Here is a 23,871-nt window from a genome sequence, read left to right as displayed (position 1 = left end):
CATGGGCAGTCCCACGGCACAGCTCGTCGTCGCGGTGGCGCTCGTGCTGCTGGCCGGGGTGTTCGCGGCCGCCGACGCGGCCGTCAGCACCGTCTCGCAGGCCCGCACCGAAGGGCTCGTGCGCATCGGCCGGGCCGGTGCGCGCCAGCTCGCCGCCGTCGTCGCCGAACGCCGCCGCCACATCAACCTGCTCCTGCTGCTGCGCCTCGGCTGCGAGCTCACGGCCACGGTGCTCGTCACCGTGTCGTTCCTCGCCTGGTTCGGCAAGCTGTGGCTCGCCGTGCTCGTGTCCGCGGTGGTGATGGTGGTGGTGAGCTACGTGCTCATCGGCGTCGGTCCGCGTACCATCGGCCGCCAGCACCCCTACCGGGTCGGCACGATCGTCGCCGGGCCGGTGCGCGTGCTCGGCTCGATCCTCGGCCCGCTGTCGCGGCTGCTGATCGTGATCGGTAACGCGATCACCCCCGGTCAGGGCTTCCGCGAAGGCCCGTTCACCTCCGAAGTCGAGCTGCGTGAGCTCGTCGACCTCGCGCAGGAACGCGGCGTGGTCGAGGACTCCGAGCGCGAGATGATCCACTCGGTCTTCGAGCTCGGCGACACGGTCGCGCGCGAGGTGATGGTGCCGCGCACCGAGATCGTGTGGATCGAGCGCACCAAGACCGTGCGCCAGGCGCTCGCGCTGGCGCTGCGCACCGGCTTCACGCGGGTGCCGGTGATCGACGAGTCGGTGGACGACATCGTCGGCGTGGTCAACATCAAGGACCTGATGCCGGCGTACATGGACCCGGACGGGCCGAGCACGGTCGTGGACCAGGTGATGAATCCGGCGAGCTTCGTGCCCGACTCGAAGCGGCTCGACGACCTGCTCAAGGAAATGCAGCTCACCCACAACCACATGGCGATCGCGGTCGACGAGTACGGCGGCACCGCGGGCCTGCTGACCATCGAGGACGTGCTCGAGGAGATCGTCGGCGAGATCACCGACGAGTCCGACACCGACGAACGGCCCGACGTCGAGGAGCTCGAAGGCGGCGCGGTGCGTGTCTCGTCGCGGCTGAGCGTGGACGACCTCGGTGAGCTGTTCGGTCTCGACCTCGAGGACCACGACGTGGAGACCGTGGGCGGCCTGCTCGCGGAACGACTGGGTAGGGTCCCTCTTCCGGGGGCCGAAGCCGAGGTCGCCGGCCTTCGGCTGTTCGCCGAGGGGGGCAAGGACCGCCGTGGCCGCATGCGGATCACGTCGGTCGTCGTCCACCCGGCCGACGCCGACGCCGTGACGGAGTCCGGCACGCGCCGGCGCACCCGGGTGCCCCAGCCCGAAGAACGCGACAGGAGAGTCGAACATGCCTGACCTCGAGGCCGAGGACCAGAAGCTCGTCACGCTGGCCCGGTCGTCACGCGCCCGCGTCGGCGCCGAGGAGGGCGCGGCCGTGCGCGACACCGACGGGCGCACGTACGCCGCGGTGACCGTGGACCAGCCGTCGTTCAAGCTCACGGCCGTGCAGGCCGCCGTGGCCGCCGCGCTCGCGAGCGGCGCCGAAGGGCTCGAGGCCGCCGTGGTGGTGAGCGCCGACGCGCTCATCAAGGAGGCTTCGGTGCACGCCGTGCGCGACCTCGCGAAGACGGCGCCGATCATCCTGGCCGACCCCGCGGGCGACGTCGTCGAGGTGCTGCGCTGATGGCCGAGCCGCACCGCTCCGGATTCGCGTGTTTCGTCGGCCGGCCCAACGCGGGCAAGTCCACGCTCACCAACGCGCTCGTGGGCACGAAGGTCGCCATCACCTCCAGCAAGCCGCAGACCACGCGGCACGCGATCCGCGGCATCGTGCACCGCGAAGACGCGCAGCTGGTGATCATCGACACGCCCGGCCTGCACCGCCCGCGCACCCTGCTCGGGCAGCGGCTCAACGACGTGGTGCACGAGACGTGGTCCGAAGTGGACGTGGTCGGGTTCTGCGTGCCCGCCAACGAAAAGATCGGCCCCGGCGACAAGTTCATCGCCGCGGAGCTCACGAAGATCGCGCGGCGCACGCCGGTGATCGGCGTGGTCACCAAGACCGACCTCGTGAAGCCGGAGCAGGTGGCCGAGCAGCTGCTGGCGCTGCAGGGCGTGATGGAGTTCGCCGACCTCGTGCCGGTGTCCGCTGTGGACGGTTTCCAGGTGCGGACGGTGGCCGACCTGCTCGTGGCCCGGCTGCCCGAGGGCCCGCAGCTCTACCCGGGCGGTGAGCTCACCGACGAGCCCGAGATGACGCTCGTGGCCGAGCTGATCCGCGAGGCCGCGCTCGAAGGCGTGCGGGACGAGCTGCCGCACTCCATCGCCGTGACGGTGGAGGAGATGCTGCCGCGCGAAGGCCGCGACGACCTCGTGGACGTGCACGCGTTCCTCTACGTGGAGCGGCCCAGCCAGAAGGGCATCATCCTCGGGCACAAGGGTGAGCGGCTGCGTGAGGTCGGTGCGGCGGCGCGCAAGCAGATCGAGGGCCTGCTGGGTTCGAAGGTGTATCTCGACCTGCACATCAAGGTGGCCAAGGACTGGCAGCGCGACCCCAAGCAGTTGCGCCGCCTGGGCTTCTGACCGGCGGTCGCGCGAGGTAGCGTCAGTGCGGAGCGACGCCGAAGAGGACAGCAGGGGGACGCCATGACCGGCCCGTATCCGCCACCCGGCGGGCCGTACCCGCCGCCCCCGGGCGGTCCGTACTACGGCGGTGGCCCGAGTTTCCCGCCACCGCCGCCGGACAACCGCCTCGTGTGGGGCATCCTCACCACGATCTTCTGCTGTCTGCCGCTGGGGATCGTCTCGATCGTCAAGGCGGGCGAGGTCAATTCCCTGTGGTACCAGGGCCGCTTCGCCGAGGCGCACCGCGCGGCGGACCTCGCGGGCAAGTGGGCGATGTGGTCGGCGCTGGCGCTTCCGATCGGCCTCGTGGTGTACGTGCTGGTGGTGCTGCTCGTGTTCCTGATCGGAGGCGCTTCCGTGGGGTTCTGGCCGTCGTGAGCACTGTCTACACAGGAATCCCGGTGCGCGGCCTGCGGGCCACGGCCCGGGCGTTGTCGGGCCCGGCGGCCGCGGTCGCGGGGCTCGGGGTGTGCTGCGCCGCCGTGTTGATCGGGGATCCGACCACGCCGGGCGGGCCTTTGCCGGTGTGTCCCACCAAGTTCCTCTTCGGCATCGACTGTCCGGGTTGCGGCGGCATGCGGATGGCCTACAGCCTCCTGCACGGCGACCTCGCCGGCGCCGTGCACTACAACGCCGTGGCGCTCGTGTTCGTGGCGCTGTTCGCGTGGAGCGGCATCGCCTGGACGGTCGGGCGGCTGCGCGGGCGCGCGGTGCGGTCGTGGCTGCACTGGCGCCGCACACCGCTCGTGGTGGCGGTGGTGTTCGCCGTGTGGTTCGTGGTGCGCAACCTGCCTTTCGCGCCGTTCACCGGTTTGTCGGTCTGAGTTTTCCTTTCCGTGGAACGGATTTCGCCCCCGCTGAGCCGAACGGGTGCGGGCTGCCCACGCCTACCTGGGCCGGGCGGGTGCGGACCCGGTACGCTCCCGCGCACCGGCCTGTCCACGTAGGACTGGGCCGGTTCTCGTGCGCCTCCGCGCACGGGCCGCGACGACGAGGGGGAGCACACGATGACCGATCCCTACGGGCAGCCGCAGGGTCAGCCGCCCTTCGGACAACCTGGTCCAGGGCAGCAGCCGTTCGGACAGCCCGGCGGCTTCGGCCAGCAACCGCCCTCGGGCGGGTTCCCCCAGCAGCCCGGCGGTTTCGGCCAGCCGGGACAGCCCGGGTTCGGTCAGCCCGGCCCCGCACAGCCGGGCTTCGGCCAGCCGGGCCAGCCCGGTTTCGGGCAGCCGGGTCCGGGCGGCTTCGGCCAGCCGCAGGCGTTCGGACAGCCGGGCTTCGGCGCGCCCAACCCGTACGGTCCGCCGGGCGGCGGGATGTACGCGAACTGGGGCCAGCGCGCGCTCGCCTACCTCATCGACTTGGCGCCGTTCCTCATCGGCATCATCATCGCCGCGCTCGTCGGGATCGCGTCGTGGAATGTCGCGGGGATCCTCTACGGCCTCGTGGTGCTCGGGAACATCGGCTGGCAGATCTACAACCGCTGGATCACGGGCGGGAACACGGGCCAGTCGCTCGGCAAGCGCGTGGTGGGCATCAAGCTGATCAGTGAGACCACCGGGCAGCCGATCGGCGCCGGCATGGCCTTCCTGCGCGACCTCGCGCACTTCGTCGACGGCATCGCCTGCTCCATCGGCTACCTGTGGCCGCTGTGGGACGACAAGGCGCAGACGTTCTCGGACAAGATCGTCGGCACCATCGTGGTGCCGGCCGACGCGGCGCCGGCGCCCGCCGGCCAGTTCGGGCAGCAGCCGGGCTTCGGTCAGCCGCAGCCGCCGTTCGGCGGCGGGTTCCCGCCGGCCGGACCGGCCGGGCCGCAGCCGGGTGGCTTCGGCCAGCAGCCGGGCGGGTTCGCGCCGCAGTCGGGTGGGTTCGGTCAGCCGCAGCAGCCGGCCGGGTTCGGTGCGCAGCCTGGGTTCGGGCAGCAGCCGGGCGGTTTCGGCCAGCCGGGCCAGCCGGGCCAGCCGCTGTCGGGTGGCTTCGGCCAGCCGGCGCAGCCGGGGCAGCCGGCACCGGCCGGCGGGTTCGTGCCGCAGGGCGCCGAGTCGCCGGGCGCGACCGCGTTCGAGCAGGCCGAGCCCACGCAGATGCTGAAGCCGGGCGGGGCCGCGCAGCCGGAGAGCAGCGCGTTCGACGGGGTCGAGCGCACGCAGATGATCAAGCCGGGTTCGACCGAGACGAACGCGCCCGGGCAGGCCGAGGAGACGCAGAAGATCCAGCCGGGCGAGTTCGGTCAGCAGCCGCCGCAGCACTGACCGGCCCCGCGCCGGAGGTCCGGGGCGGCCGTCACCGTGCGCGCCGCCGCGGAACCAGGGTGTCTCCGCCCCGGCATCGCCCGGAAGTGGGACGATGTCGGGGTGGTGAACCTCTACCGCGACACCGGAGTGGTGTTGCGCACGCACAAGCTGGGTGAGGCCGACCGGATCGTCACCCTGCTGACCCGCAGGCACGGCAAGGTCCGTGCCGTGGCCAAGGGCGTGCGCCGCACCTCGTCGCGGTTCGGGGCCCGGCTGGAGCCGTTCGGGCACGTGGACGTGCAGTTCTACACCGGCCGCACGCTCGACGTGATCACCCAGGTCGAGACCGTGGACGCGTTCGCGTTGCCGCTGGTCGCCGACTACCAGCGCTACACCGCCGCCAGCGCCATCGCCGAGACGGCCGACCGGCTCTCGGCCGAAGAGGGCGAGCCGGTGCTCAAGCTGTACCTGCTGGTCGTGGGCGCGTTGCGCGCGCTCGCGGGAGGCGAGCGCGACGCGTCGCTGATCCTCGACGCCTTTTTCCTGCGGGCCATGGCCTACGCCGGCTGGGCGCCCGCCATCACCGAGTGCGCCCGCTGCGGCCTGCCCGGCCCGCACGCCGCGTTCAACGTCGCGGCCGGCGGGTCGATGTGCCCGGACTGCCGCATCGCCGGGTCCGTGCACCCCGCACCCGAGGTGCTCGTGCTGCTCGAAGCCCTGCTGCACGGCGAATGGCCGGTGGCGGAGGCCTCGCACGGCGTGACCCGGCGCGACGCGTCAGGCCTGGTCGCCGCTCACCTGCAGTGGCACCTCGAACGCCAGCTGCGGTCGCTGCCCCTGGTCGAACGGCGTGCCCGGGAAGCCGCGACACCGGGCAAGTAGGGTCTTGCCGGTAGGAAATTTTCACTCTTCCAGGAGGCGCGAAGTGCTGCGCAGGGGACGCGAGGTCCGGGCGTCGGGGTACGAGCTGCGGGCACCGGATCCGCACCCTTCGGGAGCCCGGCCGCCGGAGATCCCGAAGGAACTGGTGCCGAAGCACGTGGCGCTGGTGATGGACGGCAACGGCCGCTGGGCCAACCAGCGCGGCCTGCCGCGCATCGAGGGCCACAAGCGCGGCGAAGCCGTGATGATCGACGTCGCCAGCGGCGCCGTCGAGCTCGGCGTGAAGTGGCTTTCGGTCTACGCGTTCTCCACCGAGAACTGGAAGCGCAGCCCCGAGGAGGTGCGCTTCCTCATGGGCTTCAACCGCGACACCATCCGGCGCCAAGTCGACTACCTCGGCTCGATCGGCGTGCGCATCCGCTGGGCCGGGCGCCGGCCGAAGCTGTGGGCGAGCGTGATCAAGGAACTGCAGGTCGCGGAAGAGAAGACCAAGAACAACACCGCGCTGAACATGACGATGTGCGTGAACTACGGCGGCCGCGCCGAGCTGGGCGACGCGATGCGCGCGATCGCGCAGGACGTGGTGGCCGGCAAGCTCAAGGCCGACAAGATCGACGAGCGCACGATCGCGAAGTACCTGTACCAGCCGGAAATGCCCGACGTCGACCTGTTCCTGCGGCCCTCGGGCGAGCAGCGGACGTCGAACTTCATGCTGTGGCAGTCGGCGTACGCGGAGATGGTCTACCAGGACACGCTCTTCCCCGACTTCGACCGCACGCACCTGTGGAACGCCTGCCTCGAGTTCGCCAAGCGCGACCGCCGGTTCGGCGCCGCCGTGGACCAGGCCGAAGCCGAGAAGGCGGGGGAAGCGTCTTGAGCACCTCGGAGGCCGCCGACACGGCGGCGCTGCTCGAACTCGCCCGCGAGTCCCTCGAGCGCTACCTCGACGTGCACGTGGACGACGACGGCGCGATCACCTTCCGCCACGCCGAGGTGCCGTGTGTCATCCAGGCCACGCGCCTGGCCGACGGTCTCACCGTGCTGAGCCTCACCTGCGTGGTGGCGTGGGACCTGCCCGACAACCCGGCGATCGCGGTGGCCGTGGCCGAACGCGCGGGGCAGGGCCTGTTCGGCACGCTCGGCGTCGGGCACACCGAGAGCGGGGTGGACGTGACGCTGCGCTACGCGTTCCCCGCCGAGGGCATGGACCCGTCGGCCTTGGGCACGCTGCTGATGCTCGTGGTCTCGACCGCGTCGCAGCTGCGCACGGAGCTGCCGGGCCTGGGTCTGGACTGACCCGGGACGTTCGCGCCCGGCTTGTCCGGTTGACCCGCCTCGAGAGTGGCGCGAACGGCAGATTCGGGCCGAAACCGGTGCGAGCGGTCCGTTCGCGCTGTGTCCCGCTGGGATCCGGTCGGTGCGGGCTGGCATCATCGCGGTCGTGAAAACCCTTGTCGACAACGCGCCCGGGGAAAAACGGCGCGCGCGGCGGATCCGGATCAGCTCGATCGAGATCCTCTGCGCGGTGCTGCTCGTCGCGATCCTCGCGCAGGGCCGGTTGCAGGACCTGTTCAACGTGCCGGCGCTGCGCACCGGGTCCACGGTGTTCGTGGCCGTGTGCGTGCAGGCGCTGCCGTTCCTCGTGCTGGGTGTGTTGATCAGCGGGGCGATCGCCGCGTTCGTGCCCGCGCGGGTGCTGGAACGCGTGCTGCCCAAGCGCGCGGGTGCGGCGGTGGGGGTCGCGGGCCTAGCGGGAGTGGCGTTGCCGGGTTGTGAATGCGCGTCCGTGCCCGTGGCGCGGCGGCTGATCGGCCAGGGGGTGGCGCCGGCCGCGGCGCTCACCTTCCTGCTGGCGGCGCCCGCGGTGAACCCGGTGGTGCTGGTGGCCACGGCCGTCGCCTTCCCTGGCCGGCCGGAGATGGTGCTGGCGCGGTTCCTCGGGTCGCTCGCGACGTCGATGGTCATGGGCTGGATCTGGGCCCGCTGGGGCAAGCTCTCGTGGATCACCGAGCGCGCGCTGCGCCGCCTGCCCGACGTCGAGCCGGGACAGCGGTGGAAGGTCTTCGCGGAGACCGCGCGCACGGACCTGGTCGAAGCCGGCGGGTTCCTGGTGCTCGGCTCGCTGATCTCGGCGACGCTCAACGTGCTCGTGCCGGCGAAGTGGTTCGGGGTGCTGGCGGACCAGGTGGTGGTCGGCGTGATCGTGATGGCGGTGCTGGCCGTGGTGCTCGCGCTGTGCAGCGAGGCCGACGCCTTCGTGGCCGCTTCGCTCACCGCGGTGCCGATGCTGCCGAAGCTGGTGTTCCTCGTGGTCGGCCCGGCGATCGACGTGAAGCTGTTCGCGCTGCAGGCCGGCACGTTCGGCAAGTCCTTCGCCGTGCGGTTCGCGCCAGTCACGTTCGTGGTCGCGCTCGCGTGCGGCACGGTCGTGGGCGCGCTGCTGCTGGGCGGCGCGCGATGAGGCGCGAGACGCAGAACGTGCTGCTGATCCTGCTCGGCGGGGCGCTGGTGAAGATCGCGGTCAACGGCGACTACCTGCGGTACGTGAAGCCCGCGCAGCAGCCGTGGATCATCACCGGTGGCGTGGTGATGCTGGTGCTCGGCGCGGTCGCGATCCTGCGGGATCTCCTGGCGGCGCGGGCCGTGGCGAAGGCGGCCGCGCTGGAAGCCGACCAAGCCGACCACTCGGGGCCCGAAGACTTCGACCACGCTGAGCACGCCGGCCACGCCGACGACGGCCACGGCCACGCGCACCCCGCCCGCTCGGCCTGGCTGCTCGTGGTGCCCGTGCTCGCGGTGTTCCTGGTGGCCCCGCCCGCCCTCGGCGCCGACTCGGTCACCCGCTCCGCCGCGCGGATCTCGCCGAGCGCGGCGACCACGTCGGCGGCCGCGTTCCCGCCGTTGCCGGCCGGGAAGGTCGTGGACCTGGCGATGAACGAGGTCGTGACGCGCGCCGGCTGGGACGCCAACGGCACGATGAACGGCCGCACCATCGGCATGTCCGGCTTCGTCGTGCACGAAGGCGCGAGCACGCTGCTCGCGCGCCTGGTGATCAGCTGCTGCGCCGCCGACGCGGCCCCGGTGACCGTGCACCTCAAGGGCGGCGCGGCCGACCGGTTCCCGAGCGACACGTGGCTGAAGGTCACCGGGCAGGTCGTGCCCGGCACGGCGAACGAGGACAACGGGTACACGCCCGACTTCGTGCCCACGACCGTCGAGCGGATCACCGCGCCGAAGGACCCCTACGAGTACTGAGCCGTGCGCGCCGTCAGCCGGCGTGCTCGGCGCAGGTGCCGGTGATCTCCACGGTGTGGTTGATGTCGGAGAAGCCGTGCTCGGAGGCGATCTTCTCGGCCCACCGCTCCACGGCCGGGCCCTCGACCTCCACCGTGCGCCCGCACACGCGGCACACGAGGTGATGGTGGTGGTGCGTGGAGCAGCGGCGGTAGATGGCCTCGCCGGAGTCGGTGCGCAGCACGTCGATCTCGCCGGCCTCCGACAGCGACTGCAGCGTGCGGTACACGGTGGTGAGACCGATGCCGTCACCGCGTTTGCGCAGCTCGTCGTGCAGCTCCTGCGCGGAGCGGAAATCGTCGACCGTGTTGAGCAGGTCGACCACCGCCGCGCGCTGCCGGGTCGACCGGCGGCCGGGCACCGGGGCGGGGCCGGCTGTCGGTGACGGAGCGGGGTGGGGACTCGAGGTCATGGTCACTTCCCTTCCTGCGCGTGGGCGACCGCGTCGACGACGATGTGGGACAGGTGGTCGTCCACCAGCCGGTACACGACTTCCCGGCCCCGGCGTTCGCCCTGCACCACGCCCGCCGTCTTCAGCACCCGCAGGTGCTGGCTGATCAACGGCTGCGCGACGTCGAGCGCGTCCACCAGCTCGTGGACGCACCGGTCGGCCTCGCGCAGCTGCAGCACGATGGCGATCCGGACGGGGGCGGCGAGGGCGCGCAGCAGGTCGCCGGCGTCGGCGAGCACGGCGGCCGAGGGGCCGGGCGGGGCGGCGCGGGTGGGCGTCGGGAGCGGCTCGGCCGGTGTGTGCGGGGTCACCGGTTCGCCGGACGTACCGGTGCCGGTCGAAAGAGCGCCGGTGCTCGCCGGTGCCATCGCTGCCTCCCCGCTGGTGCCGCTGTGGTTGTCGCCGCTGTCTGTCTCGCCGCTGTGTCCGCCGCCGGTCGTGGCCGGTGAACTTCCGAAGTCGGATGTCATTGTCGACAACGGTCACCGACATCGTAGTGTTCCCCTCCGTGGCCCCCGACGGTCACGGGTCACTCACACCGGCCTAACCCGATCGGGTGAGTTCGTGAGGAATCGGCACTTCGGCTTCGCAACCGGTGGCTGACGGTGCAAGGTTGTCGCGGGGCGTTTCGTCGCTTCTCGTACGCTGACGACTCGCTGGGTGTGAGGCGGAGGCAGTGGGGAGACAATGACTCGTTTCGTGATGAGGGCGGCGGTTCTGGCGGTGGTGGCGCTTCCCGCGCTGGCCCCGGTGGCCGTGGCCCAGACGACGCAGACCGTGAAGGCCGTCGACGAGAAGACCGGCCCGGTGTCGTTCGCCAACGTGGCGTCGGTGCGGCTCGGGTCCGACCCGCAGCACGGCGGCTCGCTGATCACCGAGACGCAGCGTTCGCCGCTCACCCCCGGCCAGTCGAAGCTCTCGACCGACCGCGTGGCCGTGCCGAAGAACGACGGTGAGCGCTCGACGTTCGGCGGCAACTGGGAGATCGACCTCGGCAAGTTCGCCGACGCGACCAAGAGCCCGTACCCGGCCGGGATCGCGAGCCGGGACCACAACGTGGTCGCGGCCCTGCAGGCCACGACCGTGCCTACGGCCGTCGCCGAGACCAACTACGCCCTGCGCGACACCACGCGCGGCAAGTCGCGCCCGGTCGACGACACGATGCTGGTGCTCGAAAACGCCCGCAGCGCCGTCGACTGCTCGGCGCCGAACAAGGCCACCGGCACCACCACGCTCACCCGGCTCTGGGTGCGCGGCGAGGACGACAACCTCAAGCAGGTCGCGATGCCCGCCGGCTCGGCTTCGCTGAGCGTGAAGAACCTGCGGATGGGCGCGCCCGGCGACGTTCCGCAGGCCAATCCCACGAACACGCTGTCGGACCTCGTGGTGTCGCGCGTCTCGTCGTTCGACCAGCTGGTCAAGCAGGACGGCTGGCGCGGCGGTGACGTCACGGCGCAGGCCGGCTGGCGCGTCGACGTGACCACCCACGTGCACGACGCGAGCAACGTGGCGCTGCAGGACGTGCACACCTCGCTGGTGCTCGGCGGCGTGAGCTGCTCGATCCCGAAGAACTTCGTCGCCGTGTCCGGCAACAGCGGCAACGGCGCCGACGCGACCCAGCCGCCGGTGCCGACCGAGGTCCCGGCCGGGTACCTCGGAACCGCCGCGGCGGCCCCGGCGCAGGGCGACTACCGGCTGCCGCTCGGCCTCGGCCTGCTCGTGGCCGGCCTGGTGTTCGGCGGGCTCTCGATCGGGCTGGGCCGCCGGCGCGCGGCGCGCTCACGCGGCGAGTAGGCCCTGGTGCTGCGCACCGCGCTGGTCGCGGTCTCGGCAGTGGTCGCCGTGCTCGCGCTGGCCGCGGGCGTGGTGGTGCTGACCTGGGGTCCCGCGCCGGTGCCCGCCGCGGCGGCGGCCGAGCCACCGCCCGGTTCGCTGCCGGGTGAGGCCGGTGCGCCCGCCGAGCTGCCCGTCGACGGCGCGGCGGTGGGCCTGCAGCGGCCCGGCAGCGTGCGGCTGCCCGACGGCTCGGAGGCCCGCCTGGTGCGCACCGAGGTGACCCAGGACGGCATCCTCCCGATCCCGCGGGGCCTCGGCGACGCCGCGTGGTGGGGCGCGCGCCTCGGCGCGAAGCAGGGCGCGGCCGTGCTGTCCGGGCACGTGAACTGGGCCGGCACGAAGGGCCCGTTCGACGACCTCTGGCGCGTGCGCACGGGCGACAACGTGAGCATCGTCGACTCCGCCGGCGGCCGGTGGCTCTACCGGGTGACCGGCGCGGTGACCCTGCACAAGGACGAACTGCCGGCGCAGGCGCCGCAGTGGTTCGCGCAGTCGGGCCCGCACCGGCTGGTGCTGGTGACCTGCGGTGGCGACTACGTGGGCGGCACCGAGGGCTACGACGAGAACCGCATCGTCACGGCGAACCTGGTCTCCCGTCCGGACTGAGCACGATCGGGTGCAACCCCCGGTGCGTCGCGCGGCATGTCTTCCCGCGCAGGACACACCGGAGCAGGGAGCACGATGCAAGGGACACAGGAACGGCCCGCGAGGACGAAGTGGGTGCTGGCCGCCGTGGGGGCCGTGGTGGTGGCGGTGCTCGTCGCCGCCCTCCTGATCTTCACTGGAAAGGATGAACCGAGTCTCGCGAGCGGACCGGCCTCGGTGCCGGTGCCCGCGGCGGGCGCGGCCTCCGGGCAGCCGCAGGACCGGTCCCAGGGACAGCAGGCCGACCCCGGGAAGACGCCCGGCACCGTGCTGCTGCCCGGCGGTGGCACCGCGAAGCTCGTGGAGGAACCGGTGGGTGACGACGGTGCCCTGGTGATCCCGCAGAGCCTCGCCGAAGCCGCGTGGTGGGGCTCGGGCCTCGGCGCCGACCACGGCGTGACGCTGTTCTCCGGCCACGTGAACTGGAAGGGCCACACCGGCCCGTTCGACCAGCTGTGGCAGGTGAAGCAGGGCCAGACCGTCACGGTCACCGACACCGCCGGCGGCAGGTGGAGCTACCGGGTGGACGAGGTGCGCACGATCCACAAGTCCGGGCTCGCGGGCGAGTCGGCGCGGCTGTTCTCCCCGGACGGGCCCCACAAACTGGTGCTCGTGACGTGCGGTGGCGACTACGTCGGCGGCACCGAGGGCTACGACGACAACCGGGTCGTCACGGCGTCGCTGACCGGCCGGCCCTGAGCGCTGCTCACCTCGCCGGAAGTGCCGCGGGGGCGGCCGGATACGCTGAACCTCCTAGTCCAACCGTCCCCGCATGCGTCCGGAGCGTGGAGTGCCCGCCAACACCATCGAAACCGTCGTCAGTCTGTGCAAGCGCCGTGGCTTCGTCTTCCCGTCGGGAGAGATCTACGGCGGCACCAAGTCGGCGTGGGACTACGGGCCTCTCGGCGTGGAGCTGAAGGACAACATCAAGCGCCAGTGGTGGAAGACCATGGTGCAGGGCCGGGAGGACGTGGTCGGTCTCGACTCGTCCGTGATCCTGCCGCGCCAGGTCTGGGTCGCCTCGGGTCACGTGAACGTGTTCACCGACCCGCTGATCGAGTGCCTCCACTGCCACAAGCGCTTCCGCGCCGACCAGCTCGCCGAGGACTACGAGGCCCGCAGCGGCAAGCCGACGTCGGAGGACGACCTGTCCGACGTGCCGTGCCCCAACTGCGGCACCCGCGGCCGCTACACCGCGCCGCGCGACTTCAACATGATGCTCAAGACCTACCTCGGCCCGGTCGAGTCCGAGGAAGGCCTGCACTACCTGCGTCCGGAGACGGCGCAGGGCATCTTCGTGAATTTCCTCAACGTGCAGCAGGCTTCGCGCAAGAAGCCGCCGTTCGGCATCGGCCAGGTCGGCAAGTCCTTCCGCAACGAGATCACGCCGGGCAACTTCATCTTCCGCACGCGTGAGTTCGAGCAGATGGAGATGGAGTTCTTCGTCGAGCCGGGCGAGGACGAGACCTGGCACCAGTACTGGATCGACGAGCGCACCAAGTGGTACAAGGACCTCGGCATCAAGCCCGAGAACCTGCGCCACTTCGAGCACCCGAAGGAAAAGCTCTCGCACTACGCGAAGCGCACCGTCGACATCGAGTACCGGTTCGCCTTCAACGCCGGCCAGGAGTGGGGCGAGCTCGAAGGCATCGCCAACCGCACCGACTTCGACCTCACCACGCACTCGAACCACTCGGGCGTGGACCTGTCGTTCTTCGACCAGGCCTCCGGCGAGCGCTACCGCCCGTTCGTGATCGAGCCGGCCGCCGGCGTCGGCCGGTCGATGATGGCCTTCCTCGTGGACTCCTACGACGAGGAAGACGTGCCGAACGCCAAGGGCGGCACCGACAAGCGCACCGTGCTGCACCTCGACCCGCGGCTCGCGCCGTTCAAGGCCGCGGTGCTGCCGCTCTCGCGCAACGCCGACCTCTCGCCCAAGGCCCGCGACCTCGCGGCCGCCCTGCGCAAGAACTGGAACGTCGACTTCGACGACGCCCAGGCCATCGGCCGCCGCTACCGCCGCCAGGACGAGATCGGCACCCCGTACTGCGTCACCGTGGACTTCGACTCCCTGGAAGACCAGGCCGTCACGGTCCGCGAACGCGACAGCATGACCCAGGAGCGGGTGGCGATCGACAAGGTGGAGGAGTACCTGGCACCGCGCCTGCTCGGCTGCTGATTTTCTCTTCGCGAACGGCCCTTCTCCGCTGCACCGGAGGAGGGCCGTTCGTGTTTTCCGGGGCCGACCCCTGACACCTGTCACGGTCACGTCGTGACGCTCGGCCTGCGGACGCGAGCCCCGCCGGCGGCAAGCTCGGCTCCATGAAAACCACACAGACCACCCGGGCCGCGCGGGACGTCGCGGCGGGGGCCGCGGTTCGGTTGAGCGGGTTGAGGAAGCACTACGGCGAGGTGCGGGCCGTCGACGGGGTCGAGCTCACGATCGCGCCGGGGGAGGTGGTGGCGCTGCTCGGGCCGAACGGCGCGGGCAAGTCCACCACCGTCGACATGATCCTGGGGCTCAGCAAGCCCGACGCCGGTGACGTCACGGTGTTCGGCAAGACGCCGGGTGACGCGGTGCGCGCCGGGATGATCGGGGCGATGCTGCAGGGCGGGGCGTTGCTGGAGGACCTCACCGTGCGCGAGACGGTGCGCATGGTCGCGAAGCTGCACCGCACGCCGATGCCGCTGGAGCAGGCGTTGCAGCGGGCGGGCATCGAGGACATCGCCGACCGGCGGGCCAACAAGCTCTCCGGCGGGCAGAAGCAGCGGGTGCGCTTCGCCGTGGCGCTGGTGTCGGACCCCGATCTGCTGGTGCTGGACGAGCCGACGGCCGCGATGGACGTGGGCACGCGGCGCGAGTTCTGGAAGTCCATGTACTCCTTCACCGACAGCGGCCGCACCGTGCTGTTCGCGACGCACTACCTCGAAGAGGCCGAAGAGTTCGCCGACCGTGTGGTGCTGATGCGGGCCGGGCGGATCGTCGCCGACGGGTCGGTCGCGCAGGTGCGTGCGCTCGCCGGGGGACGCACGATCCGGGCCGTGCTGCCGGGCGCGACCGAAGCCACCGAACGGATCGTGGCCACGCTGCCCGCGGTCACCGAGTTCGAGCTGCGCGGCGAGCGCGTGGCGATCTCCAGCAGCGAGTCGGACGAGACGCTGCGCGCGTTGATGGCGGCCGTGCCGGCGGTGCGGGACATCGAGATCAGCGCCGTGGGCCTCGAAGGCGCGTTCCTCTCACTCACTTCGGACACCCAGGAAGAAGCAGCCCGATGAACGCCTCCTACCTCGCCGTCGAGATCCGGCGGCTGTTCCGCTCGATGCGGTTCCTGATCTTCGTCGTCGCGTTCCCCGTGGTGATGTTCCTGTTGCAGGCCAACGTGTTCGTGAAGCCGAGCGATCCGGACCACGCCGCGGTGGTGGCGGTGGTGATGGTCAACATGATGGCGTTCGGCCTCTTCGCCGCGGCGACCACGAACGGCACGCGCCTGGCCCTCGAACGCGCCAGCGGCTGGCAGCGCCAACTGCGTCTGACGCCGCTGTCCGGCGGCTCCTACCTCGGCGGCAAGGCGCTGGCCGGCATGCTCGTGGGCCTGCCCGCGCTGCTGCTGGTGCCGCTCGTCGCGATCTTCGTGGAAGGCGTGCACCTCGACGGCGCCGGCTGGCTGCGCGTGATCCTGGGCCTGTGGCTCGGCACGATCCCGCTCGTGCTGCTCGGCCTGCTGATCGGCCAGCTCGCCACGCCGGAGTCGATGCAGCCGATCTCCATGATCGTGATGCTGGGCATGGGTTTCCTCGGCGGCCTGTGGATCCCGCTGGAGGGCATGCCGGCGTGGATGCAGGACGTGTCGCAGCTGCTGCCCACCTACTGGCTGATCGGGTTGGTGCGCCCGGCGGTGACCAACGAGCTGCTCGTGAGCTTCCCGACCGCGCTCGCGGTGCTGGCGGGCTGGGCCGTGGTGCTCGGGGCGCTCGTGATCAGGCGTTACCGTAAGGACAGCGCCCGGGTCTGACCCGGGACGGAAGGGAAACGGACAGTGGAGCCGACGAAGGACGAGACCGAGTCGATCGCCGTCACGAGGTTCCGGTTCGCGTTGAACGACCGGGCCTCGTGGTGGGACGACCCGATGATCGGGCACCGGGGCGGGCCCAGCAAGGTCGGCTGGCCGATCTTCGCGGTGCTGTTCCTGCTGCCGTTCCTGATCCCGGCCACCCACGGGCTGGTCGAGAACGAAGACCCGATGTGGGCGCGGGTGCTGATGGGTGTGCTGATCTTCGGCTACAGCGCGTGTTACGTCGTGTTCCCGATCGTGTTCGGCAAGGAACGGGCGGTGAAGCTCACGTTCGGCGCGGTGATGCTCGCGCTGGGCCTGCTCTCCACGCTGCTCACCGACGCCAGCCCGTACATCCTGCTCTACGCCACCGCCACGCTCGCGTTCCTCTTCCCGGCCGGCTGGGCGGCGATCCTCGACACGCTGGCGCTGGGTGCCGTGGCGATCGTGCTGGTGGCCGACGGCCGGCTCGACCAGAGCGGGGGCGACCTGATCTCCGTCGCCTCGATCACGCTCGCGATGTTCTTCATGGCCAACCTGATCCGCGCCGTCCGGCGGCTGGAGGTGGCCAACAAGGAGATCGCCACGCTCGCCGTGGCCAACGAACGCCAGCGCGTGGCCCGCGACCTGCACGACCTGCTGGGCCACAGCCTCACCACGATCACCGTGAAAGCCGGGCTGGCGCGGCGCGTGCTGGAGAGCTCCGGCGATGTCGGGCGCGCGGTGGAGGAGATCCGCGAGGTCGAGGGGCTCACCCGCAGCGCGCTGTCCGACGTGCGGCTCACCGTTTCCGAGTACCGCGAGGTGTCGCTGGCCGCCGAGCTGGCCGGGGCGCGGGCCGCGCTGCGGGCCGCGGAGATCGAGGCGGACCTGCCCTACGCCGTGGACAACGTGCTGCCGCAGCTGCAGAGCACCTTCGGGTACGTACTGCGCGAAGCGATCACGAACGTGCTGCGCCACTCGGGAGCGACGCGGGTGCGGGTGCGGCTGGGCCGCGACTGGCTGGAGATCGACGACGACGGCACCGGCGCCGAGGCCGCGCCGGGCAATGGGCTGCGCGGGCTCACCGAACGCGTGGCGGCGGCCGGGGGGACGCTGCGCAGCGGCCCGCGGCCCGGGGGAGGATGGGCCGTCCGGGCGGAAGTCCCGGAACCGGAGCCGGCGGCCGTGCCGGCCGCGCGTACCGAACCCGCGGGAGGACTGGCGTGATCCGCGTTCTGCTGGCCGACGACCAGGCGATGGTGCGCGGCGCGCTCGCGACCGTGCTCGGGCTGGAGTCCGACATCGAGGTCGTCGCGCAGGTCGGGTCGGGTGACGAGGTGCTGGCCGCGGCGAAGGAATGCGCGCCCGACGTCGCGCTGCTCGACGTGCAGATGCCCGGCAAGGACGGCCTCGCCGCGGCCGCGGAGCTGCACACCGCGATGCCGTCGTGCCGGGTGATCATCTGCACGACCTTCGGCCGGCCCGGTTACCTGGCGCGCGCGATGGCGGCCGGGGCCGCCGGGTTCGTGGTGAAGGACGCGCCGCCGGAGCAGCTCGTGGAAGCCGTGCGTCGCGTCCACAGTGGACTGCGCGTGGTAGATCCGGCGCTGGCGGCCGAATCGCTGGCCACCGGGGCGAGCCCGCTCACCGCGCGGGAGCGCGACGTGCTGTCCACGGCTCGCGACGGCAGCACCGTCGCCGACATCGCGAAGGTGCTGTTCCTCTCGGAAGGCACTGTGCGCAACCACCTTTCGGCCGCGATCGGCAAAACGGGCGCGCGCACGCGGGCCGAGGCCGTGCGGCTGGCCGAGGAACGCGGCTGGCTCTGACGCACCCGGGGTGCCTGCGCCGGGAACGCCCGCGGTTCTGAAAAGATGGCGGGCATGAGGACACCACCCACGGCGGCGAACTGGCTGCGCCGCATCGCGTTCGGCGCGGTGCTCATGGTGCTCGCCGTGGTCGGGGGAACGGCGTTTCGTGTGTGGCAGGTGGCGCGGGAGAACGACCGCACGCCGGCCGACGTGATCGTGGTGCTGGGGGCCGCGCAGTACAACGGCAAACCGTCGGACATCTTCTCGGCGCGGCTGGAGAAGGCGCGGCAGCTGTACGAGGCGGGCGTGGCGAAGACGATCGTCACGGCCGGGGGCAAGAAGGCCGCCGACAACTTCACCGAGGCCGCGGCCGGCGCGCGCTGGCTCACTCAGCACGGCGTGCCCGCGTCGGCCACCCTGGCGGTCGGCGAAGGCAGCGACACGTTGCGGAGCCTGCGCGCCGTCGCCGACCAGGTGCAGGCGCGCGGCTGGCACTCCGCCGTGCTCGTGAGCGACCCGTGGCACTCCTACCGCGCGCGCACGATGGCGTCCGACCTCGGGCTCGACGCCTGGACGGCGCCCACGCACAGCGGCCCGATCGTGCAGGAACGCGTGACCCAGGTCCGCTACATCTTCCGCGAGACCGGCGCACTGCTGTTCTACGAGCTCACGAAGTCACCGGCCGACGAGCTGTTCGACACCTTCATGGGCTGATCTTTCCGTCGGTTTTGTCGGTGCCCGCGCTTAAGCTGGGCCTCGTGAGCGACGGGTACTCCGAGTACGACCGCGCCCGGGTGCTGGCCGAGCCACCCAAGGGCGCGGCGCTGGCCGGCGCGCTGCCCGACGGACGCAGCGACTTCGCGCGCGACCGCGCCCGCGTGCTGCATTCGGCCGCGCTGCGCCGGCTGGCGGGCAAAACGCAGGTGGTCGGCCCCGGTGAGGGCGCCGAGGTCAACGGCGTGCCGCGCACGCGGCTCACGCACTCGCTGGAGGTCGCGCAGATCGGCCGCGGCATCGCCGAGGAGCTGGGCGCCGACCCCGACCTGGTCGACACGGCGGGCCTCGCGCACGACATCGGGCACCCGCCGTTCGGGCACAACGGCGAGCGCGCGCTCGACGAGGTCGCCCAGTCGTGCGGCGGCTTCGAGGGCAACGCCCAGACGCTGCGCATCCTGACCCGTCTCGAACCGAAAGCCCTCGACGAGTCCGGCGCGGTGGTGGGCCTGAACCTCACCCGCGCCTGCCTCGACGCGACCACGAAGTACCCCTGGCAGCGCCGTCCCGGCCAGCCGAAATACGGCGTGTACGCCGACGACGTGCCGGTGTTCGAGTGGGTCCGCGCCGGCGCGCCCGGCGAGCGGCGCTGCCTCGAGGCCCAGATCATGGACTGGTCCGACGACGTGGCCTACTCCGTCCACGACGTCGAGGACGGCGTGCTCGCGGGCCGCATCTCCCTGAGCGTGCTCGCCGACGCCGAGGAGCGCGCCGCCGTCGCCGAAGCCGCCGCGCGCCACTTCTCCACGCTGTCCGCGTCCACTTTGGAGGGCGCGGCCAAGGAACTGCTCGACCTGCCCGTGGTGGCCACCCTGGTGCACACCGCTCCGGACGGCTCGCTGCGCGCGCAGGTCGCCCTGAAACGCCTCACGAGCGAGCTCGTGGGCCGCTTCGCCTCCGCCGCGGTCACCGGCACCCGCGGCGTCTACGGCGAAGGCCCCCTGACCCGGTACGGCGCCCGCCTGGCCGTACCGGACCAGGTCGCGGCGGAGGTGGCGCTGCTCAAGGCCCTGGCGCTGCGGTACGTGATGAGCGACCGCCGACGCCTGGCCATGCAGGACGGGCAGCGTGAGCTGATCGCTCAGCTGGTGGCGGCGCTGGGACGGCGGGCACCGGAATCGCTGGATCCGCTGTTCGTGCCGCCGTGGGAGGCGGCCGCGGACGACGCCGCGCGGTTGAGGGTGGTGGTGGACCAGGTCGCCTCCCTCACGGATGCGCAGGCGCACGAATGGCATCGGTGGCATGTGGGGAGGCATGTTTGAGGGGTGGGTTTTGGGTGCCGGAGCGGGCAGTGCGGACCCTCGGCTGAGAGCTGGCGTGATGAGTTGAGTGGCTCTGACGTCGGTGTAGCCGCGTCGGCGAGCAAGCGGGTGGGGCGGGCCCGGGGTTGGGCGCTGGGCGATGCACCGCGAGCGATACGCGGACGTGCTCGACGAACGGCGCGGCTCGTCGTGGAGCTGGTCACGCGCCGTCGGTGGGCTCGCGCTTCGCCGCTGGCGCCCTGAGTTCTGCTCCCTGGAGGGGAGCCCGCTGTCGACTGGCCGAAGCTCCACCGCCGCCGGGCCGAAGCTCTATCGCCGCTGGGCCGAAGCTCCACCGCCGCCGGGCCGAAGCTCGGCTGCCAGAGGGCCGGAGCTGTTCTGCCCGGGAGCTGGAGAACCCACTGCCGGAACGCAGGAGCTCTGCCGCCGGCGGGCCGGAGACCCGGCACCTCATCGGTGCCGCTCACCGGCACCACCGATGGGCGGCCGCGGGGCTGCGAGTCGAAGAGCGTCGCCGGGTGTTGGAGTCGGCTTGCCGGTGCTGCGCCGCAGGGTCTTGGCCTGCGGTTCCGCACGGGCAAGCCGAGCCGGCGGCCAGGGAGAGCGTGACCGGGTGCCCGGGTGATCGGTTCCGTGTCACGCGGACCACCCGGTCGGGTACGGTCGCCGCATGGCCGTGGACAGCCACTTGGACTTCATGCTCGCCCTGGGCCGGGTTGCGGCGGCAGGTGGGGGCGACGCGTGTTTTTCGCCGTACTCCGCGGCCAGCGCGCTGGGCCTCGCGGCCCGGGCCGCGAGGGGGCAGACCGCTGACGAGTTGCGCAAGCTCCTGACGAGCGCGAGCACGAGTGACACCGATACCGACAACAGCGCCGCCAGCACCCCGAACGAAGCCGCCCTCGAAGCGCACGCCACCGTGCTGCGCGAAGCCGCGAACCTCGGCGACGAAGCGCAGCTCGCGGTGGCCAACACGCTCTGGGCGTCCGACGAGATCACCGTCGAGGGGTCGTTCCTGGAGGAGCTCGTGGCGTGGCCCGGCGGCAAGGCCGAGACCGCGCCGTTCGCGACCGACCCCGAAGCCGCCCGCGGGCTGATCAACGGGGACGTGGACCGGACCACCAACGGGCTGATCCCGGAGCTGCTGCCGGGCGGCGCGGTCACCGTGGACACCCGCGCGAGCCTCGTGAACGCGCTCTACCTGAAAACGGGCTGGCGCCACCCGTTCCCGGCCGGCGCCACCGCGTCGGCGGAGTTCCACAGCCCCGGGGAAACGCGCCGGGTGCCGACGATGCGCCTGGAAGAGACCCTCGGTTACCACCGCGCGGACGGCTGGCAGGTTGTGAGCCTCCCGGCACAGGGCGGGGTCGAGGCCGTGGTGCTGCTGCCCGACGGTGACCTCGCGCCCGCCGAAGCCGCGCTCGACACCGCGCGCCTCAAGCGGCTGCTCGACGGCACGAGCCGCCGCAAGGTGCGGCTCGCGCTGCCGAAGATCGAGCTCGACCTGCGCACCGACCTGGACGGTGCCTTGCGCGCGCTGGGCGTGCGCGAGCTGTTCACCGCCGAAGCCGACCTCACCGGGCTCACCGCCACGCGTCCGCTGTGGGTGGACAGCGTGGTGCACCAGGCCGTGCTGCGCCTCGACGAGCAGGGCCTCGAGGGCGCGGCCGCCACGGCCATCCAGATCCGCACGATGTCGCTGTCCACGGCCGAGCCGCTCGACGTCGCGGTGGACCGGCCGTTCCTCCTGCTCGTCCGGCACGCCGGCACCGGCGCGGTGTACTTCTTCGCGCGGGTGGTGCGCCCGTAGTGAGCCTTTTCCAACCGGACGCGAGGACCGAATTGATCCCCGTCGTCCCCGATCCGGACGCGCCCGTCGCGCCGCCGCGGATGCGCCGGTCGTGGTCCGACGCGGGCATCGTCGCGGCCTACCTCGCGTTCGCCGTGGTGTTGTACGGCGGCCTGTGGGGCGATCTCGGCACGGGTTACCTGTGGAACAGCGCGTCGGATCAGAACCTGTGGGAGTGGTTCTTCGACGTCACCGCGAAATCCGTGCTGCACCTGCAAAATCCGCTGAGCTCCGGGCTGCAGAACTACCCGCTCGGCGTGAACATGATGGCCAACACGGCCATGCTCGGCGTCGGGATCCCGCTCACGCCGATCACGCTCGTCTTCGGCCCCACGGTCACCTGGGCCATCGTGCTCACCGGCAGCCTCGCGGGCACCGCGGCCGCCTGGTACTGGGTGTTCTCGCGCCACCTCGTGCGCCACCGCGCGGCCGCGGCGATCGGCGGCGCGGTGGCCGGGTTCGCGCCGTCGATGATCTCCCACGGCAACGCGCACCCGAACTTCGTCGCGTGGTTCGTGCTGCCGTTCCTGGCGCTCAAGGTGATCCACCTGGCGCAGGGCCGCAAGCTCGTGCGCAACGGGATCTGGCTCGGCGTGCTCACCGCGTACCAGATCTTCCTCGGTGAAGAGCCGCTGCTGATCTTCGCGCTCGGCTTCGTGATCTTCGCCGTGGCCTACCTCGTGTCGCGTCCGCGGGAGATCAAGGCGATGGTGCGGCCGCTGCTGCTCGGCGGCGGGCTGGCCGTGGTGATCGCGGGCGTGCTGGTGGCGTTCCCGCTGTGGTGGCAGTTCTTCGGCCCGTCGAGCTACTCGGGGCTCGAACACGGCCCGGTCGGCAACGACCTCGCCGCCTTCACCCGCTTCGCCACGCAGTCGATCGCGGGGCAGCCCGAAGCCGCCGCCGACGTGTCGATCAACCGCACCGAGGAGAACGCGTTCTTCGGCTGGCCGCTGATCGTGCTCATGGTCGTGGTCACGGTGTGGCTGTGGCGCGAGGTCGTGGCCCGGTCGCTGGCGATCTCGATGTTCCTGATGGCGTGGCTGTCGATGGGTGTCGAGCTCGTGGCGGTGCACGTGGACACCGGGGTGGCCGGGCCGTGGAAGCTGCTGGCCGACCTGCCGCTGTTCGAGTCGCTGCTGGAATCGCGTCTGGCCATGGCATGTGTGCCCGCGATCGGCGCGCTGCTCGCGATCGCCACCGAGCGCGTGTTCACCACGGCCGAATCTCTGCCCGACCCCACCGACGGCAAGCACCGCCTTCCCCTGCGCCTGCTCTGGGTGGGCGCGGTGATCGCCGTGCTCCTGCCGATCGCCCCCACGCAACTCGTGGTCAAAGACCGCCCTCCGACGCCGGCCTTCTTCGCCGACGGCACCTGGCGCACCTACGTCGCCCCCGGCGGCACCGTCGTCCCCGTGCCCCTGCCCGGCTCCGGCGAGTCCGAGCCCCTGCACTGGCAGATGGACGCCGACCTCGGCTACGCGATGCCCGAGGGCTACTTCGTCGGCCCCAGCGGCCCCGACGACAAACGCGGCCGCTACGGCTCCTACCAGGCCGCCACCTCCACCCTCCTCGACCACGTCCGCGACTCCGGCGAAGCCCAGCCCGTCACCGACGCCGACCGCGACCAGACCATCAAGGACCTGCGCTACTGGAACGCCAGCGTGCTGGTCCTGATCCCGCGCGAACACGCCGACGCTTACCGCTCCACGGTGGAACTCCTGCTGCGCAAACCGGCGCAGTTCGTGGACGGCGTGTGGATCTGGGACGTCCGCGCGATCACGGCGCGCCGCTGACGCATGGCCGACTACCCGTGCCCGTGTTGCGGGCACCTCGTGTTCGAGGACGGGCCGGGCTCCCACTCCGTCTGCGGCGTGTGCTTCTGGGAGGACGACGCGGTTCAGCTGCGGTGGCCGGATTGGCGCGGTGGCGCGAACGGCCCCTCGCTGATCGAAGCGCAGCGCAGTTACGCCGAACTCGGGGCGATGGAACCCCGCTTCACCCGCAGCGTGCGCCCGGCCGCCGCGGCCGAACCGATCGACGACGGCTGGCGTCCGATCGACCTCGCCGTCGACGACTTCGAGCCTCGGGGTGTTCACGACGAACCGTGGCCGGCCGACCGGACCGCGCTCTACTGGTGGCGGCCGCACTTCCGGCGTCGTCGCTGACTTTGTCACACCCG

The 23,871-nt window shown here is 71.8% G+C and carries 26 protein-coding genes; 24 read left to right on the top strand and 2 right to left on the bottom strand.

Annotation, left to right across the window (positions count from 1 at the left end):
* Position 1 precedes the first annotated feature (1 nt).
* The 11 genes from VSH64_RS22505 (at position 2) to VSH64_RS22455 (ending at position 8,994) form a co-directional block, all read left to right on the top strand.
* Entirely contained in the window at positions 2–1,351 is a 1,350-nt protein-coding gene (locus tag VSH64_RS22505) for a CNNM domain-containing protein (RefSeq protein WP_326837622.1), read from the top strand.
* Positions 1,344–1,679, top strand: coding sequence for a cytidine deaminase (locus VSH64_RS22500; protein WP_326837621.1), 336 nt, complete (start codon positions 1,344–1,346; stop codon positions 1,677–1,679). The genes VSH64_RS22505 and VSH64_RS22500 overlap by 8 nt, the downstream gene beginning before the upstream one ends.
* Positions 1,679–2,578 carry a GTPase Era gene (era, locus tag VSH64_RS22495; RefSeq protein ID WP_326837620.1) on the top strand — a complete coding sequence of 300 codons (900 nt, stop codon included), beginning with the start codon at positions 1,679–1,681 and terminating at the stop codon, positions 2,576–2,578. Before VSH64_RS22500 ends, era begins: the two co-directional genes overlap by 1 nt.
* A gap of 63 nt (positions 2,579–2,641) precedes the next feature.
* Positions 2,642–2,998: a CD225/dispanin family protein gene (locus VSH64_RS22490; protein WP_326837619.1), complete on the top strand. Its 357-nt coding sequence runs from the start codon at positions 2,642–2,644 to the stop codon at positions 2,996–2,998.
* Entirely contained in the window at positions 2,995–3,444 is a 450-nt protein-coding gene (locus VSH64_RS22485; RefSeq protein ID WP_326837618.1) for a DUF2752 domain-containing protein, read from the top strand. Before VSH64_RS22490 ends, VSH64_RS22485 begins: the two co-directional genes overlap by 4 nt.
* A gap of 183 nt (positions 3,445–3,627) precedes the next feature.
* Positions 3,628–4,875 carry an RDD family protein gene (locus tag VSH64_RS22480; RefSeq protein WP_326837617.1) on the top strand — a complete coding sequence of 416 codons (1,248 nt, stop codon included), beginning with the start codon at positions 3,628–3,630 and terminating at the stop codon, positions 4,873–4,875.
* Between the two features lie 102 nt (positions 4,876–4,977).
* On the top strand, positions 4,978–5,739 hold the full coding sequence (recO, locus tag VSH64_RS22475) for a DNA repair protein RecO (protein WP_326837616.1): 762 nt from the start codon (positions 4,978–4,980) through the stop codon (positions 5,737–5,739).
* 43 nt (positions 5,740–5,782) lie between these two features.
* Entirely contained in the window at positions 5,783–6,616 is an 834-nt protein-coding gene (locus VSH64_RS22470) for an isoprenyl transferase (protein ID WP_326837615.1), read from the top strand.
* A complete protein-coding gene (locus VSH64_RS22465) occupies positions 6,613–7,035 on the top strand; it encodes a YbjN domain-containing protein (RefSeq protein ID WP_326837614.1) in 423 nt (140 codons plus the stop codon). The genes VSH64_RS22470 and VSH64_RS22465 overlap by 4 nt, the downstream gene beginning before the upstream one ends.
* Positions 7,036–7,180: 145 nt before the next feature.
* Positions 7,181–8,200, top strand: a complete 1,020-nt coding sequence (locus VSH64_RS22460; protein WP_326837613.1) for a permease — start codon at positions 7,181–7,183, stop codon at positions 8,198–8,200.
* Entirely contained in the window at positions 8,197–8,994 is a 798-nt protein-coding gene (locus VSH64_RS22455; RefSeq protein WP_326837612.1) for a TIGR03943 family putative permease subunit, read from the top strand. The genes VSH64_RS22460 and VSH64_RS22455 overlap by 4 nt, the downstream gene beginning before the upstream one ends.
* A 13-nt stretch (positions 8,995–9,007) precedes the next feature.
* Here the strand turns inward: VSH64_RS22455 and VSH64_RS22450 are convergent, their stop codons facing one another.
* A complete protein-coding gene (locus VSH64_RS22450) occupies positions 9,008–9,445 on the bottom strand; it encodes a Fur family transcriptional regulator (protein ID WP_326837611.1) in 438 nt (145 codons plus the stop codon).
* 2 nt (positions 9,446–9,447) lie between these two features.
* Positions 9,448–9,852, bottom strand: coding sequence for an ArsR/SmtB family transcription factor (locus VSH64_RS22445; RefSeq protein ID WP_326837610.1), 405 nt, complete (start codon positions 9,850–9,852; stop codon positions 9,448–9,450).
* A 334-nt stretch (positions 9,853–10,186) separates the two neighbouring features.
* On the opposite strand from VSH64_RS22445, the gene VSH64_RS22440 reads away from it, so the two are divergent.
* The 13 genes from VSH64_RS22440 (at position 10,187) to VSH64_RS22380 (ending at position 23,857) form a co-directional block, all read left to right on the top strand.
* Complete coding sequence (locus tag VSH64_RS22440) at positions 10,187–11,278, top strand: hypothetical protein (RefSeq protein WP_326837609.1); 1,092 nt, start codon at positions 10,187–10,189, stop codon at positions 11,276–11,278.
* A 6-nt stretch (positions 11,279–11,284) separates the two neighbouring features.
* Positions 11,285–11,926: a class F sortase gene (locus VSH64_RS22435; RefSeq protein WP_326837608.1), complete on the top strand. Its 642-nt coding sequence runs from the start codon at positions 11,285–11,287 to the stop codon at positions 11,924–11,926.
* Between the two features lie 75 nt (positions 11,927–12,001).
* Positions 12,002–12,664 carry a class F sortase gene (locus VSH64_RS22430; RefSeq protein WP_326837607.1) on the top strand — a complete coding sequence of 221 codons (663 nt, stop codon included), beginning with the start codon at positions 12,002–12,004 and terminating at the stop codon, positions 12,662–12,664.
* A gap of 91 nt (positions 12,665–12,755) precedes the next feature.
* Positions 12,756–14,144 carry a glycine--tRNA ligase gene (locus VSH64_RS22425; protein ID WP_326838008.1) on the top strand — a complete coding sequence of 463 codons (1,389 nt, stop codon included), beginning with the start codon at positions 12,756–12,758 and terminating at the stop codon, positions 14,142–14,144.
* Positions 14,145–14,287: 143 nt separating this feature from the next.
* Entirely contained in the window at positions 14,288–15,241 is a 954-nt protein-coding gene (locus tag VSH64_RS22420) for an ABC transporter ATP-binding protein (RefSeq protein WP_326837606.1), read from the top strand.
* Positions 15,238–15,978, top strand: a complete 741-nt coding sequence (locus VSH64_RS22415) for an ABC transporter permease (protein ID WP_326837605.1) — start codon at positions 15,238–15,240, stop codon at positions 15,976–15,978. Before VSH64_RS22420 ends, VSH64_RS22415 begins: the two co-directional genes overlap by 4 nt.
* Before the next feature lie 114 nt (positions 15,979–16,092).
* Positions 16,093–17,226 carry a sensor histidine kinase gene (locus tag VSH64_RS22410; RefSeq protein ID WP_326838007.1) on the top strand — a complete coding sequence of 378 codons (1,134 nt, stop codon included), beginning with the start codon at positions 16,093–16,095 and terminating at the stop codon, positions 17,224–17,226.
* Complete coding sequence (locus VSH64_RS22405; RefSeq protein ID WP_326837604.1) at positions 17,223–17,828, top strand: response regulator transcription factor; 606 nt, start codon at positions 17,223–17,225, stop codon at positions 17,826–17,828. Before VSH64_RS22410 ends, VSH64_RS22405 begins: the two co-directional genes overlap by 4 nt.
* A gap of 54 nt (positions 17,829–17,882) precedes the next feature.
* The gene (locus VSH64_RS22400) at positions 17,883–18,524 is read left to right on the top strand and encodes a YdcF family protein (RefSeq protein WP_326837603.1); all 642 of its coding nucleotides are present in this window, start codon (positions 17,883–17,885) and stop codon (positions 18,522–18,524) included.
* Positions 18,525–18,568: 44 nt separating this feature from the next.
* Positions 18,569–19,846: a deoxyguanosinetriphosphate triphosphohydrolase gene (locus tag VSH64_RS22395; protein ID WP_326837602.1), complete on the top strand. Its 1,278-nt coding sequence runs from the start codon at positions 18,569–18,571 to the stop codon at positions 19,844–19,846.
* A gap of 670 nt (positions 19,847–20,516) precedes the next feature.
* Positions 20,517–21,653: a serpin family protein gene (locus VSH64_RS22390; RefSeq protein ID WP_326837601.1), complete on the top strand. Its 1,137-nt coding sequence runs from the start codon at positions 20,517–20,519 to the stop codon at positions 21,651–21,653.
* A complete protein-coding gene (locus VSH64_RS22385) occupies positions 21,653–23,485 on the top strand; it encodes a glycosyl transferase (RefSeq protein ID WP_407655661.1) in 1,833 nt (610 codons plus the stop codon). Before VSH64_RS22390 ends, VSH64_RS22385 begins: the two co-directional genes overlap by 1 nt.
* A gap of 3 nt (positions 23,486–23,488) precedes the next feature.
* Positions 23,489–23,857: a CPCC family cysteine-rich protein gene (locus VSH64_RS22380; RefSeq protein ID WP_326837600.1), complete on the top strand. Its 369-nt coding sequence runs from the start codon at positions 23,489–23,491 to the stop codon at positions 23,855–23,857.
* The last annotated feature ends 14 nt before the right edge of the window (positions 23,858–23,871 follow it).

Source organism: Amycolatopsis rhabdoformis, from assembly GCF_035918295.1.
Taxonomy (GTDB): Bacteria; Actinomycetota; Actinomycetes; order Mycobacteriales; family Pseudonocardiaceae; genus Amycolatopsis; species Amycolatopsis rhabdoformis.
Note: the sequence above shows the minus strand (reverse complement) of the source record. Positions and strands in the feature narration are given on the sequence as shown.

What these genes read in the sequence shown, in the direction of transcription:
- VSH64_RS22505 (WP_326837622.1), top strand. Translation starts at nt 2, where the DNA reads ATGGGCAGTCCCACGGCACAGCTCGTCGTCGCGGTGGCGCTCGTGCTG.
- VSH64_RS22500 (WP_326837621.1), top strand. Translation starts at nt 1,344, where the DNA reads ATGCCTGACCTCGAGGCCGAGGACCAGAAGCTCGTCACGCTGGCCCGG.
- era (WP_326837620.1), top strand. Translation starts at nt 1,679, where the DNA reads ATGGCCGAGCCGCACCGCTCCGGATTCGCGTGTTTCGTCGGCCGGCCC.
- VSH64_RS22490 (WP_326837619.1), top strand. Translation starts at nt 2,642, where the DNA reads ATGACCGGCCCGTATCCGCCACCCGGCGGGCCGTACCCGCCGCCCCCG.
- VSH64_RS22480 (WP_326837617.1), top strand. Translation starts at nt 3,628, where the DNA reads ATGACCGATCCCTACGGGCAGCCGCAGGGTCAGCCGCCCTTCGGACAA.
- VSH64_RS22455 (WP_326837612.1), top strand. Translation starts at nt 8,197, where the DNA reads ATGAGGCGCGAGACGCAGAACGTGCTGCTGATCCTGCTCGGCGGGGCG.
- VSH64_RS22450 (WP_326837611.1), bottom strand. Translation starts at nt 9,445, where the DNA reads ATGACCTCGAGTCCCCACCCCGCTCCGTCACCGACAGCCGGCCCCGCC.
- VSH64_RS22445 (WP_326837610.1), bottom strand. Translation starts at nt 9,852, where the DNA reads ATGGCACCGGCGAGCACCGGCGCTCTTTCGACCGGCACCGGTACGTCC.
- VSH64_RS22440 (WP_326837609.1), top strand. Translation starts at nt 10,187, where the DNA reads ATGAGGGCGGCGGTTCTGGCGGTGGTGGCGCTTCCCGCGCTGGCCCCG.
- VSH64_RS22430 (WP_326837607.1), top strand. Translation starts at nt 12,002, where the DNA reads ATGCAAGGGACACAGGAACGGCCCGCGAGGACGAAGTGGGTGCTGGCC.
- VSH64_RS22420 (WP_326837606.1), top strand. Translation starts at nt 14,288, where the DNA reads ATGAAAACCACACAGACCACCCGGGCCGCGCGGGACGTCGCGGCGGGG.
- VSH64_RS22415 (WP_326837605.1), top strand. Translation starts at nt 15,238, where the DNA reads ATGAACGCCTCCTACCTCGCCGTCGAGATCCGGCGGCTGTTCCGCTCG.
- VSH64_RS22410 (WP_326838007.1), top strand. Translation starts at nt 16,093, where the DNA reads ATGATCGGGCACCGGGGCGGGCCCAGCAAGGTCGGCTGGCCGATCTTC.
- VSH64_RS22400 (WP_326837603.1), top strand. Translation starts at nt 17,883, where the DNA reads ATGAGGACACCACCCACGGCGGCGAACTGGCTGCGCCGCATCGCGTTC.
- VSH64_RS22390 (WP_326837601.1), top strand. Translation starts at nt 20,517, where the DNA reads ATGGCCGTGGACAGCCACTTGGACTTCATGCTCGCCCTGGGCCGGGTT.
- VSH64_RS22380 (WP_326837600.1), top strand. Translation starts at nt 23,489, where the DNA reads ATGGCCGACTACCCGTGCCCGTGTTGCGGGCACCTCGTGTTCGAGGAC.